Raw genomic sequence first — 15,632 nt, 5'->3', positions numbered from 1 at the left:
TTTTTGACAGCAATCGGGCATGTCAATCAAAACAGAGCAGCACACTGTACTTATCTAATACGCAAATATATAACTATATAATTATATATATTCATGAGTTTTAATAAAGTTTGACTTTTCCTTGCAATAATTTACATGACACAATTACCAAGGGCCCGTCCGGAGTATCCTTAAACTACTTTTAGAGGTGCTTTTAACACAATTAAATCCGTTATTAATGTCTAAACAGTATATTTCATAAACAACCCAAGAATTCGATAGCACAATTCAGGCAAGTTACAAACCACACCATTTCACAGAAATGATTTTATAATTTTACAAATAATAATCTACACAAAATCATCGACTTATTTCCGGCATTAATCCAATTTCCATATTTGTAAAAGGTTTTTGGCACACACACTGACACTTGGACCTCAACCGCTACTACCCCATACAAAGCCTGAATTTCTGCCATACCCTGTTATTTACCCCTCCGATCATTTTGAGCACAACGGACCTAACCAATTGCTTATAAGCCCCTACACGCCAGGCGCTGTGGGTACCATAAGCTTACCAAATAACTCTCAGCTTACTGGCAGGGTATGGTGTTTTTGCTCCACTATGGGGAAAGAAGCAGTTTCTAAATGTGAAAAATATTCGCTTATTTTAATGGTTTAGATTACCCTTAAGCTGATAAATGAAGCTATATAAGTCACTCCTAGGCCTGCTACTTCTCATGTTACTGTGTTTCCGGGCACAGGCGCAGGAACCCATATCGAAGGCCGAAATCCAGGAAATAACCTTACAGGCCATTAACGACACGGCCTATACCCTCCGAACTACCAATGGAGCCGGCAATCTGATAAAATACAGCGGTGTGCTGCCTTTACGGGTAAACGGCCAGACACAGGAAGCTAGTTTTGTAGACGGAGAAACCCTGGTGGTGCTTCCGGAAGCGGGCGAACTTGTGCAGGTCAGCGCAAACCTGGGCGACCATACCCTCGCCCGGCTATACCGCCCGGACGATGCTGCGGAGGGCGGCTTGCGTGAGTTCCCGATGTGGCTGTCCATCCTGCCGCCGCTTATCGCTATTGTGCTTGCGCTCATTTTCCGGGAAGTACTGCTGGCGCTTTTCGCAGGCATCTGGGTGGGCGGCTTCGTTATCTATGGGCTGTCCCTCAAATCAGCGTTCACGGGCCTGCTGGCCGTGGGCGATACCTTCATCATGGAAGCCCTCACCGACTCAGATCACGTTTCCGTGATTGTCTTTTCGATGCTGATCGGGGGTATGGTGGCCATTATTTCCAGGAACGGGGGGATGGCCGGGATCGTGAATTTGCTTTCGCGTTACGCGAAGTCTGCCAGAAGCTCGCAGGTAGTAACCTGGGCACTGGGTATCGCTATTTTCTTCGATGATTACGCCAACACCCTGATTGTGGGCAACACCATGCGCCCGGTAACGGACGGCCACAAAGTATCGCGCGAAAAACTGGCTTACCTCGTGGACAGCACCGCTGCCCCGGTTGCCGCCATTGCCTTTGTCACCACCTGGGTAGGTGCTGAGTTGGGCTACATTAAAGATGCCGCTACCTCGCTGGGTATAAATGAAGGCGCTTACTCGCTTTTCTTCCACTCCTTGGAGTATGCGTATTACCCGGTGCTGACCCTGGTGTTTATGCTGATGCTCATTTTGATGAACCGCGACTTTGGGAGTATGCACAAGGCCGAGATGCGCGCCCGCACCACGGGCGCCGTTACCTCCGCCAGCATGGACCCGCAGGGCGAGGCAAGGCAACAGCAGGAGATGGCTGAGTTTGAGCCGGTAGACCTGAGCAAGACGCGGGCGATCAACGCGCTGCTGCCGGTGCTGGTCGTTATCTTCGGCACGCTGGTGGGTTTGCTTTATACCGGCTATAACCCAGACATATGGGCAGATGGGAGCCTAAGCTTTATCCGCAAACTCTCCATCACCATCGGCGACTCTAACTCATACATCTCCCTTATCTGGGCTTCGCTGTCCGGGGTGATTGTGGCTGTCGTGCTTACCGTAAGCCAGCGCATCATGTCCCTCACCGAAACCATGGAGTCGTTGGTGATGGGCTTTAAGACAATGCTGCCCGCCATCCTGATCCTAGTGCTGGCCTGGTCGCTGGCTGCTGTTACCAAGGAGCTTTATACCGCAGAGTACCTGACCTCGCTTTTCTCGGGCAATATATCCCCGTACTTCCTACCAGAGATCACGTTCTTCCTGGCCGCTATCATTGCCTTCTCCACAGGCTCCAGTTGGGGCACCATGGCTATTTTATACCCCCTGATGCTGCCGGCGGCCTGGTATGTTTCCCAAACGCAGGGCCTGACACTGGAAGAGACGATGCCTATTATCTACAATGTTATTTCAGTGGTGCTGGCAGGCTCGGTGTTCGGCGATCACTGCTCTCCTATCTCCGACACGACTATACTAAGTTCCCTGGCCTCCGGCTGTAACCACATCGACCACGTCAAAACGCAGCTGCCTTACGCCGTGACAGTAGCGCTAGTGGCCAACCTGGTGTGTACTAACTTATCTAGTTGGGGCGTACATTGGCTGCTGGTATACCTGATCGGAGCGGTAGTGCTCTGGGCTATCATCAGGTGGCTGGGCAAGAAGAATGTAGTAGAATCGGTACAAGCCACCGTTACGGTAGAAGCCTAGATAACCCTGAAGCAGCAGCGGCCACTACCGATCAGGAGTGGCCGCTGCTGCTTCAGAGGGGTTCATCAGTTATACTTAAAAGGGAAGAACATAAAAATCATGCACTACTGCGCGGGCGCCGTAGCTTTCCTTGTTCCGGATCAGGCCTTCGTTGAGGCTTGATCCCTGTTGCTCTGTGGAAATGCCAAAGCTGAAGTAGGGTTTCCGAGGGTATACCTCCGTGAGCAGATAATCAATTAACACATTTAAAGCACCCAAACTACGGCCTCTGGCGGTACTACCGATGTACTGGCAATGAGCAACTCTCGCTGTCTCATACATCAGCACTCCTGCTACCAGCTCTTCTCCTTCAAAAGCCGCAAACAACCTGATGTGCTCAGGGAACCGTCCTGCCAGCAAGGCTAATTCTGTTGCCGTATGCACAGGCTGCTTGTTGTATTTCTGCTGAAGCAACTCTGCCTCCAGCTGCATAAAGGATTCCCACTGCTTTGCTTCCGCTACTCGCAGATTACCACCCTCTTTGGCTCTTTTTACTTCCCATCTTCTCTTCCGGCTATACCCCGCCTGTTGCGCCACCTCTATCACAGAACTGACATCACGCCGGCTCATTTGTGCTCCAAAACGAAACAAGGCGTACAGGTCTTCCTCGGCAGGTTGTTGGTGGTAGATATGCGGAATGGTTTTATAAAGCATTCCCCGGAAGCCGCTTGCTTTGTAGTAGGCCATCATTGCCTCAAACACCTGCAGCATTGTAACCGTCTTCATGCGGTTGTCGCTGATGATGCCGCCGTACGTCAGGCCACCATGGCTGTGAATTTCCTGGCCTGCTTCATTAGCCGGAAGCAACGCCATCAGCTTGCCCTTTCGGTAAAACAGCAGCGAATGGTCCGAAAACCTATCCGCATGATATTCCATGTAGTCGCGGTAAAGCAGGAACGTGCCGTTCTTGGAGCCTGCCACAAAAGCATCCCAAGCTGTTTTATACCCCGCACTGTACCGTATTACTTCAATCATTCGCTTTTCCAGTAAGCCATCAATCTTAAGGCTAGAGCTTCTGTGGACGTTATTTATACCCGAAATTCGTCACGCTTCATTCACATTACCTGTTCAGCACGATCCGGAAGGTTGTTCCTTTTGCCACCTCAGACCATTTGATGTATAAACGCCCTTCGTGGTAGTTGTCGATGATGCGCTTGGCAAGGGCTAGGCCCAGGCCCCAGCCGCGCTTTTTAGTGGTGTAACCGGGCAGGAAAACCGAGGCGATCTTGCTTTTAGGTATGCCTTTGCCCGTGTCCGTAATGTCTACAGCTATGCTGCTCTTGCCCAGCAACACCAGTTGTATGTCGATGTTTCCGCGGCCCTCCATCGCGTCCACGGCGTTTTTGCAGATGTTCTCGATCACCCAATCATAGAGCGACACGTTTACTTTGGCCGTGATATCAGGGGCGAAACTGGAGGTAACGGAGAAGATCACTTTGCGCGAGATGCGGTTCTGCAGGTAATTAATGGCGTTCTCGGTAACCTGCAGTATATTCTCGTCACGTAGCGTCGGCACCGATCCGATATTAGAGAAACGCTCTGTGATCACCTCCAGCCGCCGCACATCCTTGCCAAGCTCCTCCACAATCGGCTCCTTCTCGAACTTAGGGTTGGCCTTGATGTACTCATACCACGCCATCAGCGACGACAGCGGTGTACCCAACTGGTGCGCGGTTTCTTTGGCGAGCCCCACCCATACCCTGTTCTGCTCGGCCCGGCGCGAGTAGCTAAAGGCAAAGTAGGCCATCAGGGAGAAGCAGGCAATCACAATAAGTTGCACATAAGGGTAATAGCGCAGCTGCGAGAGCAGGGCCGAGTCTTTGTAAAAAACATAGTTGACAGACCCCTCTGCCCACGGCACCACAATCGGGGCATGCTGCGTTTTCATCTTCCGGATCTCACCCTGCAGCAGCCTGTTGATTTTATCCGGGTCATCCGAAATGTTTTCAGGGATATCGATGTTCTTGGAGTCGAGTATGTTTTCGTTCTCGTCCGTGAGGATAACAGGCACGGTGTGGTTCGAGGACAGAATCTCCTCCTCGATGAACACAATATTATCGTCGCTGGGCGCATTGATCATGTAGCGCAGGCCTTTGGCATAAAGCTGAACTAATTCCTGCTCGCGCTCAGACAATTTGGCTACTAAGATGTTGGTATAAGTAATTGTGGCTGCACCGATAATAAGAGCAACGATAACGACAATAAGCTTTATCCTGTTCTTCTGAGAGTAAATGGGGATCATGCAGTATACACGTAATTTATTTTGAAATTAGTATAAATAGAACATTAACAGCAACTAAGTTTCATTTTAATAAATTGAAACTTAACTTTGTACTTTAGTAGAACCTACTTTAATTATGCTTCAGAATTTCAAAGCGATCAGTCTGTCTTATAAAAAAGCACCGCTTGACATCAGAGAACTGATTGCCTTAGATGAAACTTCCTGCAGGCTATTCCTACAGACGCTCAAGAGCTTTATACAAGCTTCTGACATACTGGTGCTTTCCACCTGCAACCGCACCGAAGTATATTACAATGCCGATATAGATTACAGCGCTGACATCGTGAAGCTGCTGGGCATCACCAAGGGCATGGAGAATATATCGCAATACCTGGATTACTTCACCATCCTGAACGAGCACGACGATGCCGTGCAGCACCTGTTCGATGTGTCGATGGGCCTGGAGTCGCAGGTGGTGGGCGATATGCAGATCTCGAACCAGGTGAAGCAAGCTTACCAGTGGACCGCTGACAACGAAACGGCGGGTCCGTTCCTGCACCGCCTGATGCACACCATTTTCTTCACTAACAAGCGCGTGGTGCAGGAAACCTCTTTCCGCGATGGGGCGGCCTCTACTTCTTATGCTACCATCGAGCTGATTGAGGAGTTGACCACCGATATGGTTGACCCGAGCATTTTGGTGGTGGGTGTTGGCGAGATTGGCGCAGATGTATGCCGGAACCTGAAGGACAACGGCTTCCGGAACGTTAAGATAGCGAACCGCACGCAGGCAAAAGCGCAGGCTCTGGCAATGGAGTGCGGCATGGAAGTGCTGCCGTTTGAGGAGATTGTGCAGGGAATGAAAGCCGCCGATGTGATCATTTCTTCTGTGGCCCGCGAAACACCCTTCTTTACAAGGGAAATGGTGAAGCGCCTGGAGGTCCTTTCCTTTAAATTCTTCATCGACCTGTCGGTGCCGCGCAGTGTGGAACCGGAGGTGGAAGCAGTGCCGGGTGTGCTGGTGTATAACATCGACACGATCCAGAACAAAGCCTCCGAGGCTTTGCAGCGCCGCATCAACTCGGTGCCGAAGGTGAAGGAGATTATCACTGAGTCTATCGACCAGTTTAATGATTGGTCGAAGGAGATGATGGTATCTCCGACAATCAACCGCTTGAAGAATGCCCTGGAAACGATCCGCCAGGAGGAATTGGCCCGCTATATGAAAAAGCTGGGCCCTAAAGAGGCAAAACTCATGGACAACATCACAAAGTCCATGATGCAGAAAATTATAAAATTACCGGTATTGCAGTTGAAGGCCGCCTGCAAGCGCGGCGAAGCCGAAACATTGATCGACTTGCTCAACGACTTGTTTAACCTGGAAAACGAATCCGCCGAGGCAAACCGTATTTCTGAGTAAACGGCCCTTTTTTATTAGTGAATAAAAAAGCCCGAGGCCTCCGCAGCGTTCAAACTAGAACGAAATGCGGAGGCCTCGGGCTTTTTTAATAAGTGATTTGACAGTGGTTAAGCGGTGCAGGCAACAATTAAATGTCGATGCAGCACTCCTCCAGGCAGTCGATCACGTCAATCAATTTCGGGATAGCAAGCGAATAATAAATCTTCGTTCCCACCTTAAACGAGGACAAAACGCCCTTGTCTTTTAGTGTAATGAGGTGCTGCGATGCGATAGCCTGCGGAAGATCTAACTGCTTATATATCTCTGTAACAGTCATTTTATCTTCTTTCCCAAGCAAATCCACGATCGCCAGTCTTTTCGGGTGGGCCAGTACCTTTAGCATGGCCGCTGCCTTATCTATCTTCTTAGATTCTACTCTTGATAATAAGCTTTTCATAATCATTAATTATACCTAACAGTTTCTACAATTCTATTTACAGTTAACAATCCTATTCATATTAAGATATATACGAGGCCTGCATTATTTGGCTGAACCTACATTCCGCGCTATTTCTTATTTTTGGTGATGGATACAAAATATCATGTGGTCGGCCTCATGTCCGGAACGTCTTTAGACGGCCTCGATTTGGCATATTGTTGCTTTACGTACGAAAGAAAAAATTGGATATATAAAATACTACATACAAATACATTAGAATATCCTAATACTTTAATTGAATCTCTCCGCGAATGCGAAACCGTAACCGGTGCCGAGCTCATTGAAAGGCACCACTCCTTCGGTCAGTATATAGGCCAACAAGTTCTGAGTTTTGTACAGCAACACGGAATTCAGCCTGATTTTGTTGCCTCGCACGGCCATACTATCTTCCATCAGCCAGAAAAGCACATCTCTTTCCAGTTGGGGCACGGAGCGTACATCGCCGCACACGCGCAACTGCCGGTAGTCAGCGATTTCCGGACACTGGATATCGCGCTGGGAGGCCAGGGTGCGCCACTAGTGCCGATCGGGGATGAGCTGCTGTTCGGGGAGTATGACTTCTGCATCAACCTCGGTGGCATTGCCAATGTGTCTTACAGGCAAAACGACAACCGAATCGCTTTCGATATATGCGCCTGCAACATGCTGCTGAACACGCTGGCTAATAGTTTGGGGAAAGCCTATGATGATAACGGCGATCTGGCCCGCTCCGGTTCCCTGCAGCCGGAGCTGCTGGAGCAACTCAACGCACCCGCATACTTTGCAGCACCAGCCCCTAAGTCGTTAGGCAAGGAATGGGTACTTCTAAACTCACTGAGCACCCTGCAGGCCTCTTCTGCCCCGGCGCAGGACAAGCTTCACACGGTTTGCCACCACATTGCCCTGCAGCTAAAACAGGCGCTGCCACACTTGCACACCGGTAAGCACAGGGTGTTGCTCACCGGCGGCGGCGCATTCAACGGCTTTCTGGTGCAGCTCATGCGGGCATACCTCGGCGAACAGTTTGTGGTAGAGGTGCCAGCCCCAGAGGTTGTCTCGTTCAAGGAGGCGTTGATCTTCGCGTTTCTGGGAGTGTTGCGGTGGCGCGGCGAGCAGAACTGCCTGCGCAGCGTAACCGGGGCTTCCCAAGACAACATAGGCGGGTCTATCTACCTTGGTTAGCCCGGAGCATTCGGAATGCTCTCATCTTATTTTGTACCTTTGCACCATGTTTGCACAAATAAATCAAGCACATGAAAGAGCTACTGGAAAAGTTTGAGAACAGGCAGCCTGAGATCGTTTTTGAGTGGAAAGACTCCGAAACCGAAGCCGAGGGCTGGGTAGTCATCAACTCGTTGCGGGGCGGGGCCGCAGGCGGTGGCACGCGCATGCGCAAAGGCCTCGACAAGCGCGAGGTGGAGTCGCTGGCTAAGACCATGGAGGTGAAGTTCACGGTGTCTGGCCCCGCCATTGGCGGCGCCAAGTCCGGCATCAACTTCGACCCGGCTGACCCTCGCAAACGCGGTGTGCTGGAGCGCTGGTATAAAGTGGTCATTCCGCTGCTGAAGAACTACTACGGTACCGGCGGCGACCTGAATGTGGACGAGATACACGAGGTTATACCCATTACAGAGGACTATGGCCTGTGGCACCCGCAGGAGGGCATTGTAAATGGCCATTTCAACGCCACAGAGCCGCAGAAAATCAACAAGATAGGCCAGCTGCGCCAGGGGGTGGTTAAAGTGATTGAGGACCCGCATTACTCGCCTTCCACGGCCCGCAAGTACACCATAGCTGATATGATAACAGGGTATGGCGTGGCCATCTCAGTGTGCCACTTCTATTCTATCTGGGGCGGTCAGTTTGAAGACAAGCGCGCCATCATACAGGGCTGGGGCAATGTAGGAGCCTCGGCAGCCTATTACCTTGCCTCAAAGGGCGTTAAAATCGTTGGCATCATCGACCGTGTGGGTGGCCTGATCAAGGAAGAAGGCTTTACGTTTGATGAGATCACGGATTTGTTCCTGAATCGCCAGGGCAATGCACTAAACCCGGCAAACCTGCTTCCATTTGAGGAAGTGAATGCCCGCATCTGGTCGTTGCCGGCTGAGATCTTTATACCCGCCGCTGCCTCCCGGCTGATATCGCGGGAGCAGGTAGAGCAGATGATTCACAGCGGCATGGAAGTTATCTCTTCCGGGGCCAACGTGCCGTTCCAGGACCCTGAGATATTCTTTGGCCCGACAGGCGAGTACGCAGACCAAAAGCTGGCCGTTATCCCCGACTTTATTGCCAACTGCGGTATGGCCCGCGTCTTCGCTTACCTGATGGAGAGCGAGGTGGAAATTACCGACGAAGCGATCTTCACGGACATCTCTGAAACCATCCGGAAGGCGCTGCAGGCCGCGTTCGATAAGAGCTCGCAGAAAACAGAGATCGCTAAAACTAGTTTTGAAATTGCGCTGAGCCAGCTGCTCTAACTGCTTCCCATGAATTGGAGAGAAATACTTGCCTATGAGTTTCTGGGCAACACTATACAAGAGTTCCTGATATTCTTAGGCATCCTGCTTTTCGGCTTCATCTTCAAAACGATGTTGTCGAAGCTGCTTTCCCGAATCCTGTATAAACTGGTAAACCGTTTCTCTGACGGCACCAACAACCAAGATGCCTTCAAGCGCCTGCTCATACAGCCGCTTGAAGTGCTGCTGTTTCTGGTGTTCCTGTACTTTGCGTTCCTCGTCCTGGACTACCCTCTCGACCCTACTGAGATTCGCAAGGGCGACCCCTTTATCAAAACGTTTGCCTTTCGCACCTACCAGGTTTTCGTGATTGTGGCCCTCACCTGGGTGATCATGCGCTTTGTTGATTTTATTGGGTTGATCTTTAAGCATCGTGCCGAAAAGACTGCCTCGAAGCTGGATGACCAGTTGGTGCCTTTCTTCAAGGACTTCTCCAAAGTGCTGATCGTCATCTTTTCCTTTCTCGCCATGCTTGGGCTCGTGTTTGGGGTAAACGTGGCCGGGCTGGTGGCAGGACTTGGGGTAGGCGGTTTGGCTATCGCCTTTGCCGCTAAAGAAAGCCTTGAGAACCTGCTTGCCTCTTTCACTATCTTCCTGGATCAACCTTTTGTGGTCGGGGACCTGGTGCAGGTGGGCGAGTTGATAGGGGTAGTGGAGAAAATCGGCTTCCGGAGCACACGCATCCGCACGCTGGAGCGGAGCTTTGTGACGCTGCCAAACAAGTATATGATCGACAAGCCGCTGGACAACCTGACGCTGCGCACTTTCCGCCGCGCCAAGTTCGACATCAACCTGACCTACGATACCACCTCAGAGCAAATCCGGGCCATCACCCGCGACATACAGGGTTTTATCGACCATCACCCCCGCACGAACCAGGAAGGCCGCATACGCTTCCTGAACCTGGGCCCACACTCCAAGGATATCATGGTGCTTTACTTTGTGGATACCATGGACTGGAATGAGTTTATAGACATCAAAGAAGAGATCAATTATAAAATTGTGGAGATTGTGGCACGACACAAGGCCGAGTTTGCCTTCCCGACTCAGACCCTGTACCTGCAACGGGCCATGGCAAATCAAGCCATTCCCTCCGAGACTTTATACCCTAGCGCAAAGGAGTCAGATATAGAATAACAGAAAAGTGAATCGTGCTGTAATAAGTTGACTGTTTTAGAAAGGTCCCGGTTTGTTTAGGCAGACCGGGATTTTTGCCTGATAAACCTGCTGTGGTGCTTTCACCTTCAGGGCCAAGTGTGGCCTGTGGCTGCTGCAGTAGCCCTTTTGAATTTTCTCAAAAGCACCTTCTTGCTACTCCCCTCCGTACAAGCCAACTTTTATGTTGACTTATGGCAGGATGGTACAGTGGTATAGACACAAAAAAGCCGGAGAAGCTCCGGCTTTTTTTTCACCCTTATATTATTAATTTTTTTAAATTTTGAATCTGCTTTGCGAGCAGCGTACAGCTTTAGTGCTTCATCTACTTTCTGTTATCTTTTGCTGTGTTGCTGACACTTTTTGTAGCAGATTTGATATGTTTAACGCCCTGATAAACTCATGGTTACAGCAAACCCCTTAATTCCATTGGTATGGAGCACATTACAATGTGAACGTATCTAAAAAATGGGTGAAGGAAATATCCAATTTTTAACATATTAAGATCGTTGCCAAATCCCCTTCACAAGCGCGCAACCGCCATTGGCCAAAACAATCACATTACAGTACAATTATACAGATTGTTTATCAGTCGAAATCAAAGTAGGTATCCTCTGCCAGCTGCACTTCCTTCTCCTTGGCCTTGCGGGGTTTATTGCCACGCAGTAGCTCGCGCAACTCCTGCCCTTCCTCTTTCAGGTCTGCTTTCACCTTCTGCCGTACCCGCGCTTTATCGTAGGCAACCTTAAAGTCGCTCTCATTTCCGGTCAGCGTCAGGAACAGGCTGCTATTACCCGCATCGTCGTCCTCTGCCACCACGCCGAATACAGCGTCCTTATCAGGGCGGCGCTTGTTGAACAGCGGCAGCTTGATTTTATAGTCCATCTGCTGATCGAAGGTATGGGTGCCGGAAATAGACACCACCGGTGCAGCCGAGATATTCGAGCGGATATCCATTTCGGGGATGTAAATGGTGCGCTGCTGAATCCAGAAGCTGTTATGGAGCTCCGCAAAACGCATGTTCGCCAGTTCCGAGCGCTTCACAAACGCCGACATCTTCAGCATTGGAGCAAAGTCAATTAGTTGCCCGTTCCGCACAGTAGCTTGTATTTCGGCCTGCAGCAGGTTTGTTTTAGGCTCCAGCTGGCTATTCAGGAACACATCCGACACAATTTGCGCCGTGAGTTGCCCCCGCAGGTGCCGCTCCTCTACAAAGCTCTGATGGAAATTCTCGAACACATAAAACAGGCTATCCACGCTCATGTTCGTCAGCTTACTGGCCGTACTCACCTTGATGTGGTCCCGGGTGCGGGCATCCAGCGATCCGCGCACTGCAAAGTTGCCCCCTATCGCTTTAAAGGAGATGTTAGGCGTGGAAAGTACCTGGTTGCGGAGCTTTACTTCGCCCTGCACTTGCTTGGCCCTGAAACGCCTGAAACGGAGCCGGTCGATGGAGGCCGCCAGATCAAAGGCGATATAGGGGGACACGACGAATTTATAGCTGCTGCCGGTGCCCACCCGGTCGGCTTTGGCCGTATTCTGCTCCTCGCTCAGCAACTGGTCGAAGTTAAGGTAATGGCTCCTGAAGTCGGCTTCCACCAAAAGGCGCTGCCGGTCTAGCAGCAGCCACGCCATCATGTTCTTAAACATGCCGTTCACCACGAAGTCCGATTCCCCCAGCTTCCCCTTGAAGTCCGACACAGCCACATCGTTTCGCTTGAACATGAGGTTGCCGCTCAGGTCACGGATCGGCAACGGCAGGCTGTTCAGGCGCAGCGATACATTGTGCAGGGTAATGTCGCCGGTGGTACTGACAGTGCTGTTGCCAGGGCGCGCCTTGAACTCATTCAGGTCGCCGGAGAAGGCGATGCGCACATCGGCCAGACCGCTTCCCTCCCGTACCTGCTCCAATTTAGCCAACCTCAGGATATACCCCACATCCAGCATCCCCTGCACATCAAATGCGATGTATGGCTTGTTAAAATTCCGGTAGGTCAGGTTGCCCTTAAAAGCCCTGCCATTCAGCACACCGCTCAGGTTCTCGAGCCTCAGCACAGAAGTGCTGGCCTTTTGTTTCTCGCCGTTGGTAAAGCTCCCCTGCAGGTTTATCTTCGTGACTCTTTGCTTCACGTCAGGGTGGTAGAAAGAAGCATTCCGGGCTCCGAAGCTAAAGTTTACATGCGGCGTTTCCGTGGCTGAGACAGCCCCCTTCACCGTTCCTGAGAAGTATACATCGCCTTCGCTGCGGTACTGGCTAAAATCATGTGTGATATCCTGCGGCAACAACGACAGGATAGATTGGATGCTCGTGTTCTTTCCCTCCAGCTTTAAATCGAGCGCGGTTGCGCCATTATAGTCCACGGTACCGCCCACCTCATAGGCTGCTCCCTCAACGCGCACCACCGACGGCTGCAGCACGATGGCCTGCGCCTTCCGGTCTATGCGCAGCATGGTCTCCAAGGCAACCTGCTTACCCTTGAAATACTCGCCGGTGCCTATTTTGATGGTCCGAATGGTGGTATTACCGGCTACCTGTATGTCAACGATCTCCGAAGAGATTGCCAATGCCGCCTCTAGGCTATGTGCCGCGGCTACGTAGCTCTGCTGCAATTGCTGGTCTATATAATGCAAATCCACCTCGCTCAGGCTTATTTTTTGGAGGTCAAAAGAGAAGTCTTTGTCATCGGAGGCGGTAGTGTCTGATGCGATGACCTCGTAATTTACGGTGCCGTCGGGCAGTACTTTCACGTATATCTCCCCTTTCTCCATATAGAGCTCCTTCACGCTGTACTTGCCCAGCAGCACATCCAGCACACTGAAGGTAAAGTATAGCTTGTCGGCCCGTGCCAGGGACTCACTGCTTTCCGGTAGCCCTTCGTGCACGTTTACCTGGTCCAGGGTAACGGCCACATGCGGAAACTTATCGAACAGCGACAGGGAGATTTTGCCCACCTCCACCTTTGTTTTGATATGCTTGTTGGCTTCCGCCACAAAAAGCTCAATAATTTTATCCTGATAAGTGTATACCAACGCCAATGCCATACCTATGGCAACCGCTATACCAGCGATTCCATAAAATAGCATTTTTTTAACAACACCTTTTCTCACAAACCGAAAGTTCAGATTTATAGCACCTTACAAAAGCTAAAGGTACAGCAGTTAAAACACGCGCACAATAGCCGCTCAGCACAGAAAAAAAATTAAAGTTTTTTTTCGCAAATGTTTTGCAGTTAAAAAAATATGCCCCATATTTGCATCATCAAAAGGGGACAAAAGGTCTTCAAAAACAAAAAACGGGGTGTTAGCTCAGCTGGTTCAGAGCACCTGCCTTACAAGCAGGGGGTCACTGGTTCGAATCCAGTACGCCCCACAAAAGGACAACTGTAAAGTTGTCCTTTTTTTATGTCCATACTTTTTCACAGCCCTGTCTAACACGCTGTTTTCCTGCCACTTTCATTCTACCCACATAGCGTTAACGCTCCCACTCCGGGCATTCGTATCCAAGCCGTGCTGTTCTTTCAGAACAGGCCGCAAGAGGTGAGGGAAATTAAAAAGTAATCTTAGGCTATAAAGGTAGGAGCTGCCGAAAGTTTTTCGTGCAGTTGCAGCACTTGTGGGATAACGGGCTGCTGGTCGTCGTTGTAGATTACGTACGCAGCACGTGCCATACGCTCTTCTTCGCTCAGCTGTTTGCTGATAATGGTTTTGATGTCGGCTTCGGTGCGGTGCGTGTCGCGCTGCAGCAGCCGCTTGATGCGCACTTCCATCGGGGCATACACTGTAATGATCTGATCCATCTGTTTCCAGGCATCCGACTCATACATCAAAGCGGCCTCTTTAAGCACATAAGGTTTGTCGTGGTGTGCGTCAGCCCACTCTTTAAAGTCCTGCGCCACGTGTGGGTGCACCAGGCTATTCAGAAGCTCTAATTGCACCGGGTTGTTGAAAACCAACGGTGCCAGGTAGGCGCGATTCAACTCACCCACCGCAGTATAGGTTTCTGACCCAAAAGCACTCGATAGCTCCTGCCGTAGGGAGACATCATGGCGCATCACCCACTTGGCACGGGCATCAGAATCATATACAGGCACGCCCAGTAGCGCGAACATACGGCTTACGACCGTCTTCCCTACTCCAATTCCGCCAGTTATACCTATCTTTTGCATCGCATTTTTTGTTACTGCTTCAGTACCTTAAATTTTTCCGGCCACATCTGCATGTTCCGTATACCGCGCGGCTTTTGGATCAACTCAGGCACAACTGTAGAATCCTGTGGATTGAACTTGCTGTAGTCTAGCACAACCTTAAAGCTGTTCCGGTTCAGCAACTGTGTAGAGTCTTCACGCACCTGAAAACGCACCATGGCCAGTGGCGGCCGAATCACAAAGTTATCGCCTTGTGGTTTGTTAATCAGGTCTGGGGCTACCTGTTGCTCGTCCTGGGCCAGGCCTTTCACTGTTATTTCCACCTGCACTTCCTCTACATTTGCCCTTATCAGCGATTCATAGTCATATTTTAAGGGGATAGACAGTTTGGTTGTGCTGGTTAGTTCTTGCTGGCCCTCTGGCAACCGAAGCAGGAAAGGCTTCGGTAGGCTGTCTATCAATGAAGATGGCCCAGTGAACGTGACAGAGTCCGGTGAAACGCGAATTTTACCCAGCACGACATGCTGCCCGTTGGTGAGGGGCACGGCAGGGTCGAACTGCAGCGCGATGCGCTCGCTTACCTTGGCATTGAAGTTAAAGTAGATGGTATCCGTCACCACGAAGTTCAGTTGCAGCCCGTCCAGTGAGTTCACTAAGGCCGGGCGCAGCGCGGAACCGAGAAGGTAGTTGTTACGCGGAAGGTTCCGGATATAAATTTCGGCGGGCTGTACCTCCAGGCGGAGGGCTTTTCGCAACAGTTTCCAGCCTTTGCCGGTCACGTTGATAGAAACCTCCTCCGGCAACGGCTTAATTGGGATAAGCTGTCTTTCATTGTACACAAACCGAATGGGATAGGTGGTTTGCGTAGAGTAGCTTTTGTTCAGCGCGTTTAATAACCAAAAGGTTGAGGCCGCCACAAAACAAAGCAGTACTATGCGCCAGTACTGCTTTGTTCGTGGCTGGAATGGCCTAGCAAACCATAGAATTATATTTTTCGCTCTC

11 protein-coding genes and 1 tRNA gene are annotated in these 15,632 nt (G+C 50.7%); 6 read left to right on the top strand and 6 right to left on the bottom strand.

Features of this window, described 5'->3' with window-relative positions; translation table 11 throughout:
• Positions 1–679: 679 nt before the first annotated feature.
• A complete protein-coding gene (locus tag ACXYMU_RS12275) occupies positions 680–2,674 on the top strand; it encodes a Na+/H+ antiporter NhaC family protein (protein WP_458986686.1) in 1,995 nt (664 codons plus the stop codon).
• A gap of 75 nt (positions 2,675–2,749) precedes the next feature.
• Here the strand turns inward: ACXYMU_RS12275 and ACXYMU_RS12270 are convergent, their stop codons facing one another.
• Both ACXYMU_RS12270 and ACXYMU_RS12265 read right to left on the bottom strand, forming a co-directional pair.
• Positions 2,750–3,688, bottom strand: a complete 939-nt coding sequence (locus tag ACXYMU_RS12270) for a GNAT family N-acetyltransferase (RefSeq protein ID WP_458986685.1) — start codon at positions 3,686–3,688, stop codon at positions 2,750–2,752.
• 85 nt (positions 3,689–3,773) lie between these two features.
• Positions 3,774–4,955 (bottom strand): ATP-binding protein, encoded by a 1,182-nt coding sequence (locus ACXYMU_RS12265; RefSeq protein WP_458986684.1) that lies wholly within the window; start codon positions 4,953–4,955, stop codon positions 3,774–3,776.
• Positions 4,956–5,070: 115 nt separating this feature from the next.
• On the opposite strand from ACXYMU_RS12265, the gene hemA reads away from it, so the two are divergent.
• The gene (gene hemA / locus ACXYMU_RS12260; RefSeq protein WP_458986683.1) at positions 5,071–6,354 is read left to right on the top strand and encodes a glutamyl-tRNA reductase; all 1,284 of its coding nucleotides are present in this window, start codon (positions 5,071–5,073) and stop codon (positions 6,352–6,354) included.
• Positions 6,355–6,481: 127 nt separating this feature from the next.
• Here the strand turns inward: hemA and ACXYMU_RS12255 are convergent, their stop codons facing one another.
• Entirely contained in the window at positions 6,482–6,790 is a 309-nt protein-coding gene (locus ACXYMU_RS12255; protein ID WP_025608763.1) for an ArsR/SmtB family transcription factor, read from the bottom strand.
• A gap of 129 nt (positions 6,791–6,919) precedes the next feature.
• Between ACXYMU_RS12255 and ACXYMU_RS12250 the strand changes: the two genes are divergently transcribed.
• The 3 genes from ACXYMU_RS12250 to ACXYMU_RS12240 all read left to right on the top strand — a co-directional run bounded on the left by ACXYMU_RS12250 (position 6,920) and on the right by ACXYMU_RS12240 (position 10,467).
• On the top strand, positions 6,920–7,993 hold the full coding sequence (locus ACXYMU_RS12250) for an anhydro-N-acetylmuramic acid kinase (protein ID WP_458986682.1): 1,074 nt from the start codon (positions 6,920–6,922) through the stop codon (positions 7,991–7,993).
• Positions 7,994–8,064: 71 nt separating this feature from the next.
• A complete protein-coding gene (locus ACXYMU_RS12245; protein WP_458986681.1) occupies positions 8,065–9,291 on the top strand; it encodes a Glu/Leu/Phe/Val dehydrogenase dimerization domain-containing protein in 1,227 nt (408 codons plus the stop codon).
• 9 nt (positions 9,292–9,300) lie between these two features.
• A complete protein-coding gene (locus ACXYMU_RS12240; protein ID WP_458986680.1) occupies positions 9,301–10,467 on the top strand; it encodes a mechanosensitive ion channel family protein in 1,167 nt (388 codons plus the stop codon).
• Positions 10,468–11,073: 606 nt separating this feature from the next.
• Here ACXYMU_RS12240 and ACXYMU_RS12235 read toward each other — a convergent pair.
• Entirely contained in the window at positions 11,074–13,569 is a 2,496-nt protein-coding gene (locus ACXYMU_RS12235) for an AsmA-like C-terminal region-containing protein (protein WP_458986679.1), read from the bottom strand.
• 211 nt (positions 13,570–13,780) lie between these two features.
• On the opposite strand from ACXYMU_RS12235, the gene ACXYMU_RS12230 reads away from it, so the two are divergent.
• Positions 13,781–13,855 (top strand) — tRNA-Val (locus ACXYMU_RS12230).
• Between the two features lie 190 nt (positions 13,856–14,045).
• Here the strand turns inward: ACXYMU_RS12230 and coaE are convergent.
• Positions 14,046–14,651, bottom strand: coding sequence for a dephospho-CoA kinase (gene coaE / locus ACXYMU_RS12225; protein ID WP_458986678.1), 606 nt, complete (start codon positions 14,649–14,651; stop codon positions 14,046–14,048).
• Between the two features lie 11 nt (positions 14,652–14,662).
• Positions 14,663–15,469, bottom strand: coding sequence for a YbbR-like domain-containing protein (locus tag ACXYMU_RS12220; RefSeq protein ID WP_458986677.1), 807 nt, complete (start codon positions 15,467–15,469; stop codon positions 14,663–14,665).
• Positions 15,470–15,632 lie beyond the last annotated feature (163 nt).

The organism is Pontibacter sp. CAU 1760, assembly GCF_054482735.1.
The sequence above is the reverse complement of the archived record's forward strand: the minus strand, read 5'-3'. Positions and strand labels throughout refer to the sequence as shown.

Coding starts and splice junctions, on each gene's coding strand:
- ACXYMU_RS12240 (WP_458986680.1), top strand. CDS start 9,301: ATGAATTGGAGAGAAATACTTGCCTATGAGTTTCTGGGCAACACTATA.
- ACXYMU_RS12275 (WP_458986686.1), top strand. CDS start 680: ATGAAGCTATATAAGTCACTCCTAGGCCTGCTACTTCTCATGTTACTG.
- ACXYMU_RS12250 (WP_458986682.1), top strand. CDS start 6,920: ATGGATACAAAATATCATGTGGTCGGCCTCATGTCCGGAACGTCTTTA.
- ACXYMU_RS12255 (WP_025608763.1), bottom strand. CDS start 6,790: ATGAAAAGCTTATTATCAAGAGTAGAATCTAAGAAGATAGATAAGGCA.
- ACXYMU_RS12245 (WP_458986681.1), top strand. CDS start 8,065: ATGAAAGAGCTACTGGAAAAGTTTGAGAACAGGCAGCCTGAGATCGTT.
- ACXYMU_RS12270 (WP_458986685.1), bottom strand. CDS start 3,688: ATGATTGAAGTAATACGGTACAGTGCGGGGTATAAAACAGCTTGGGAT.
- hemA (WP_458986683.1), top strand. CDS start 5,071: ATGCTTCAGAATTTCAAAGCGATCAGTCTGTCTTATAAAAAAGCACCG.
- ACXYMU_RS12265 (WP_458986684.1), bottom strand. CDS start 4,955: ATGATCCCCATTTACTCTCAGAAGAACAGGATAAAGCTTATTGTCGTT.
- ACXYMU_RS12235 (WP_458986679.1), bottom strand. CDS start 13,569: ATGCTATTTTATGGAATCGCTGGTATAGCGGTTGCCATAGGTATGGCA.
- coaE (WP_458986678.1), bottom strand. CDS start 14,651: ATGCAAAAGATAGGTATAACTGGCGGAATTGGAGTAGGGAAGACGGTC.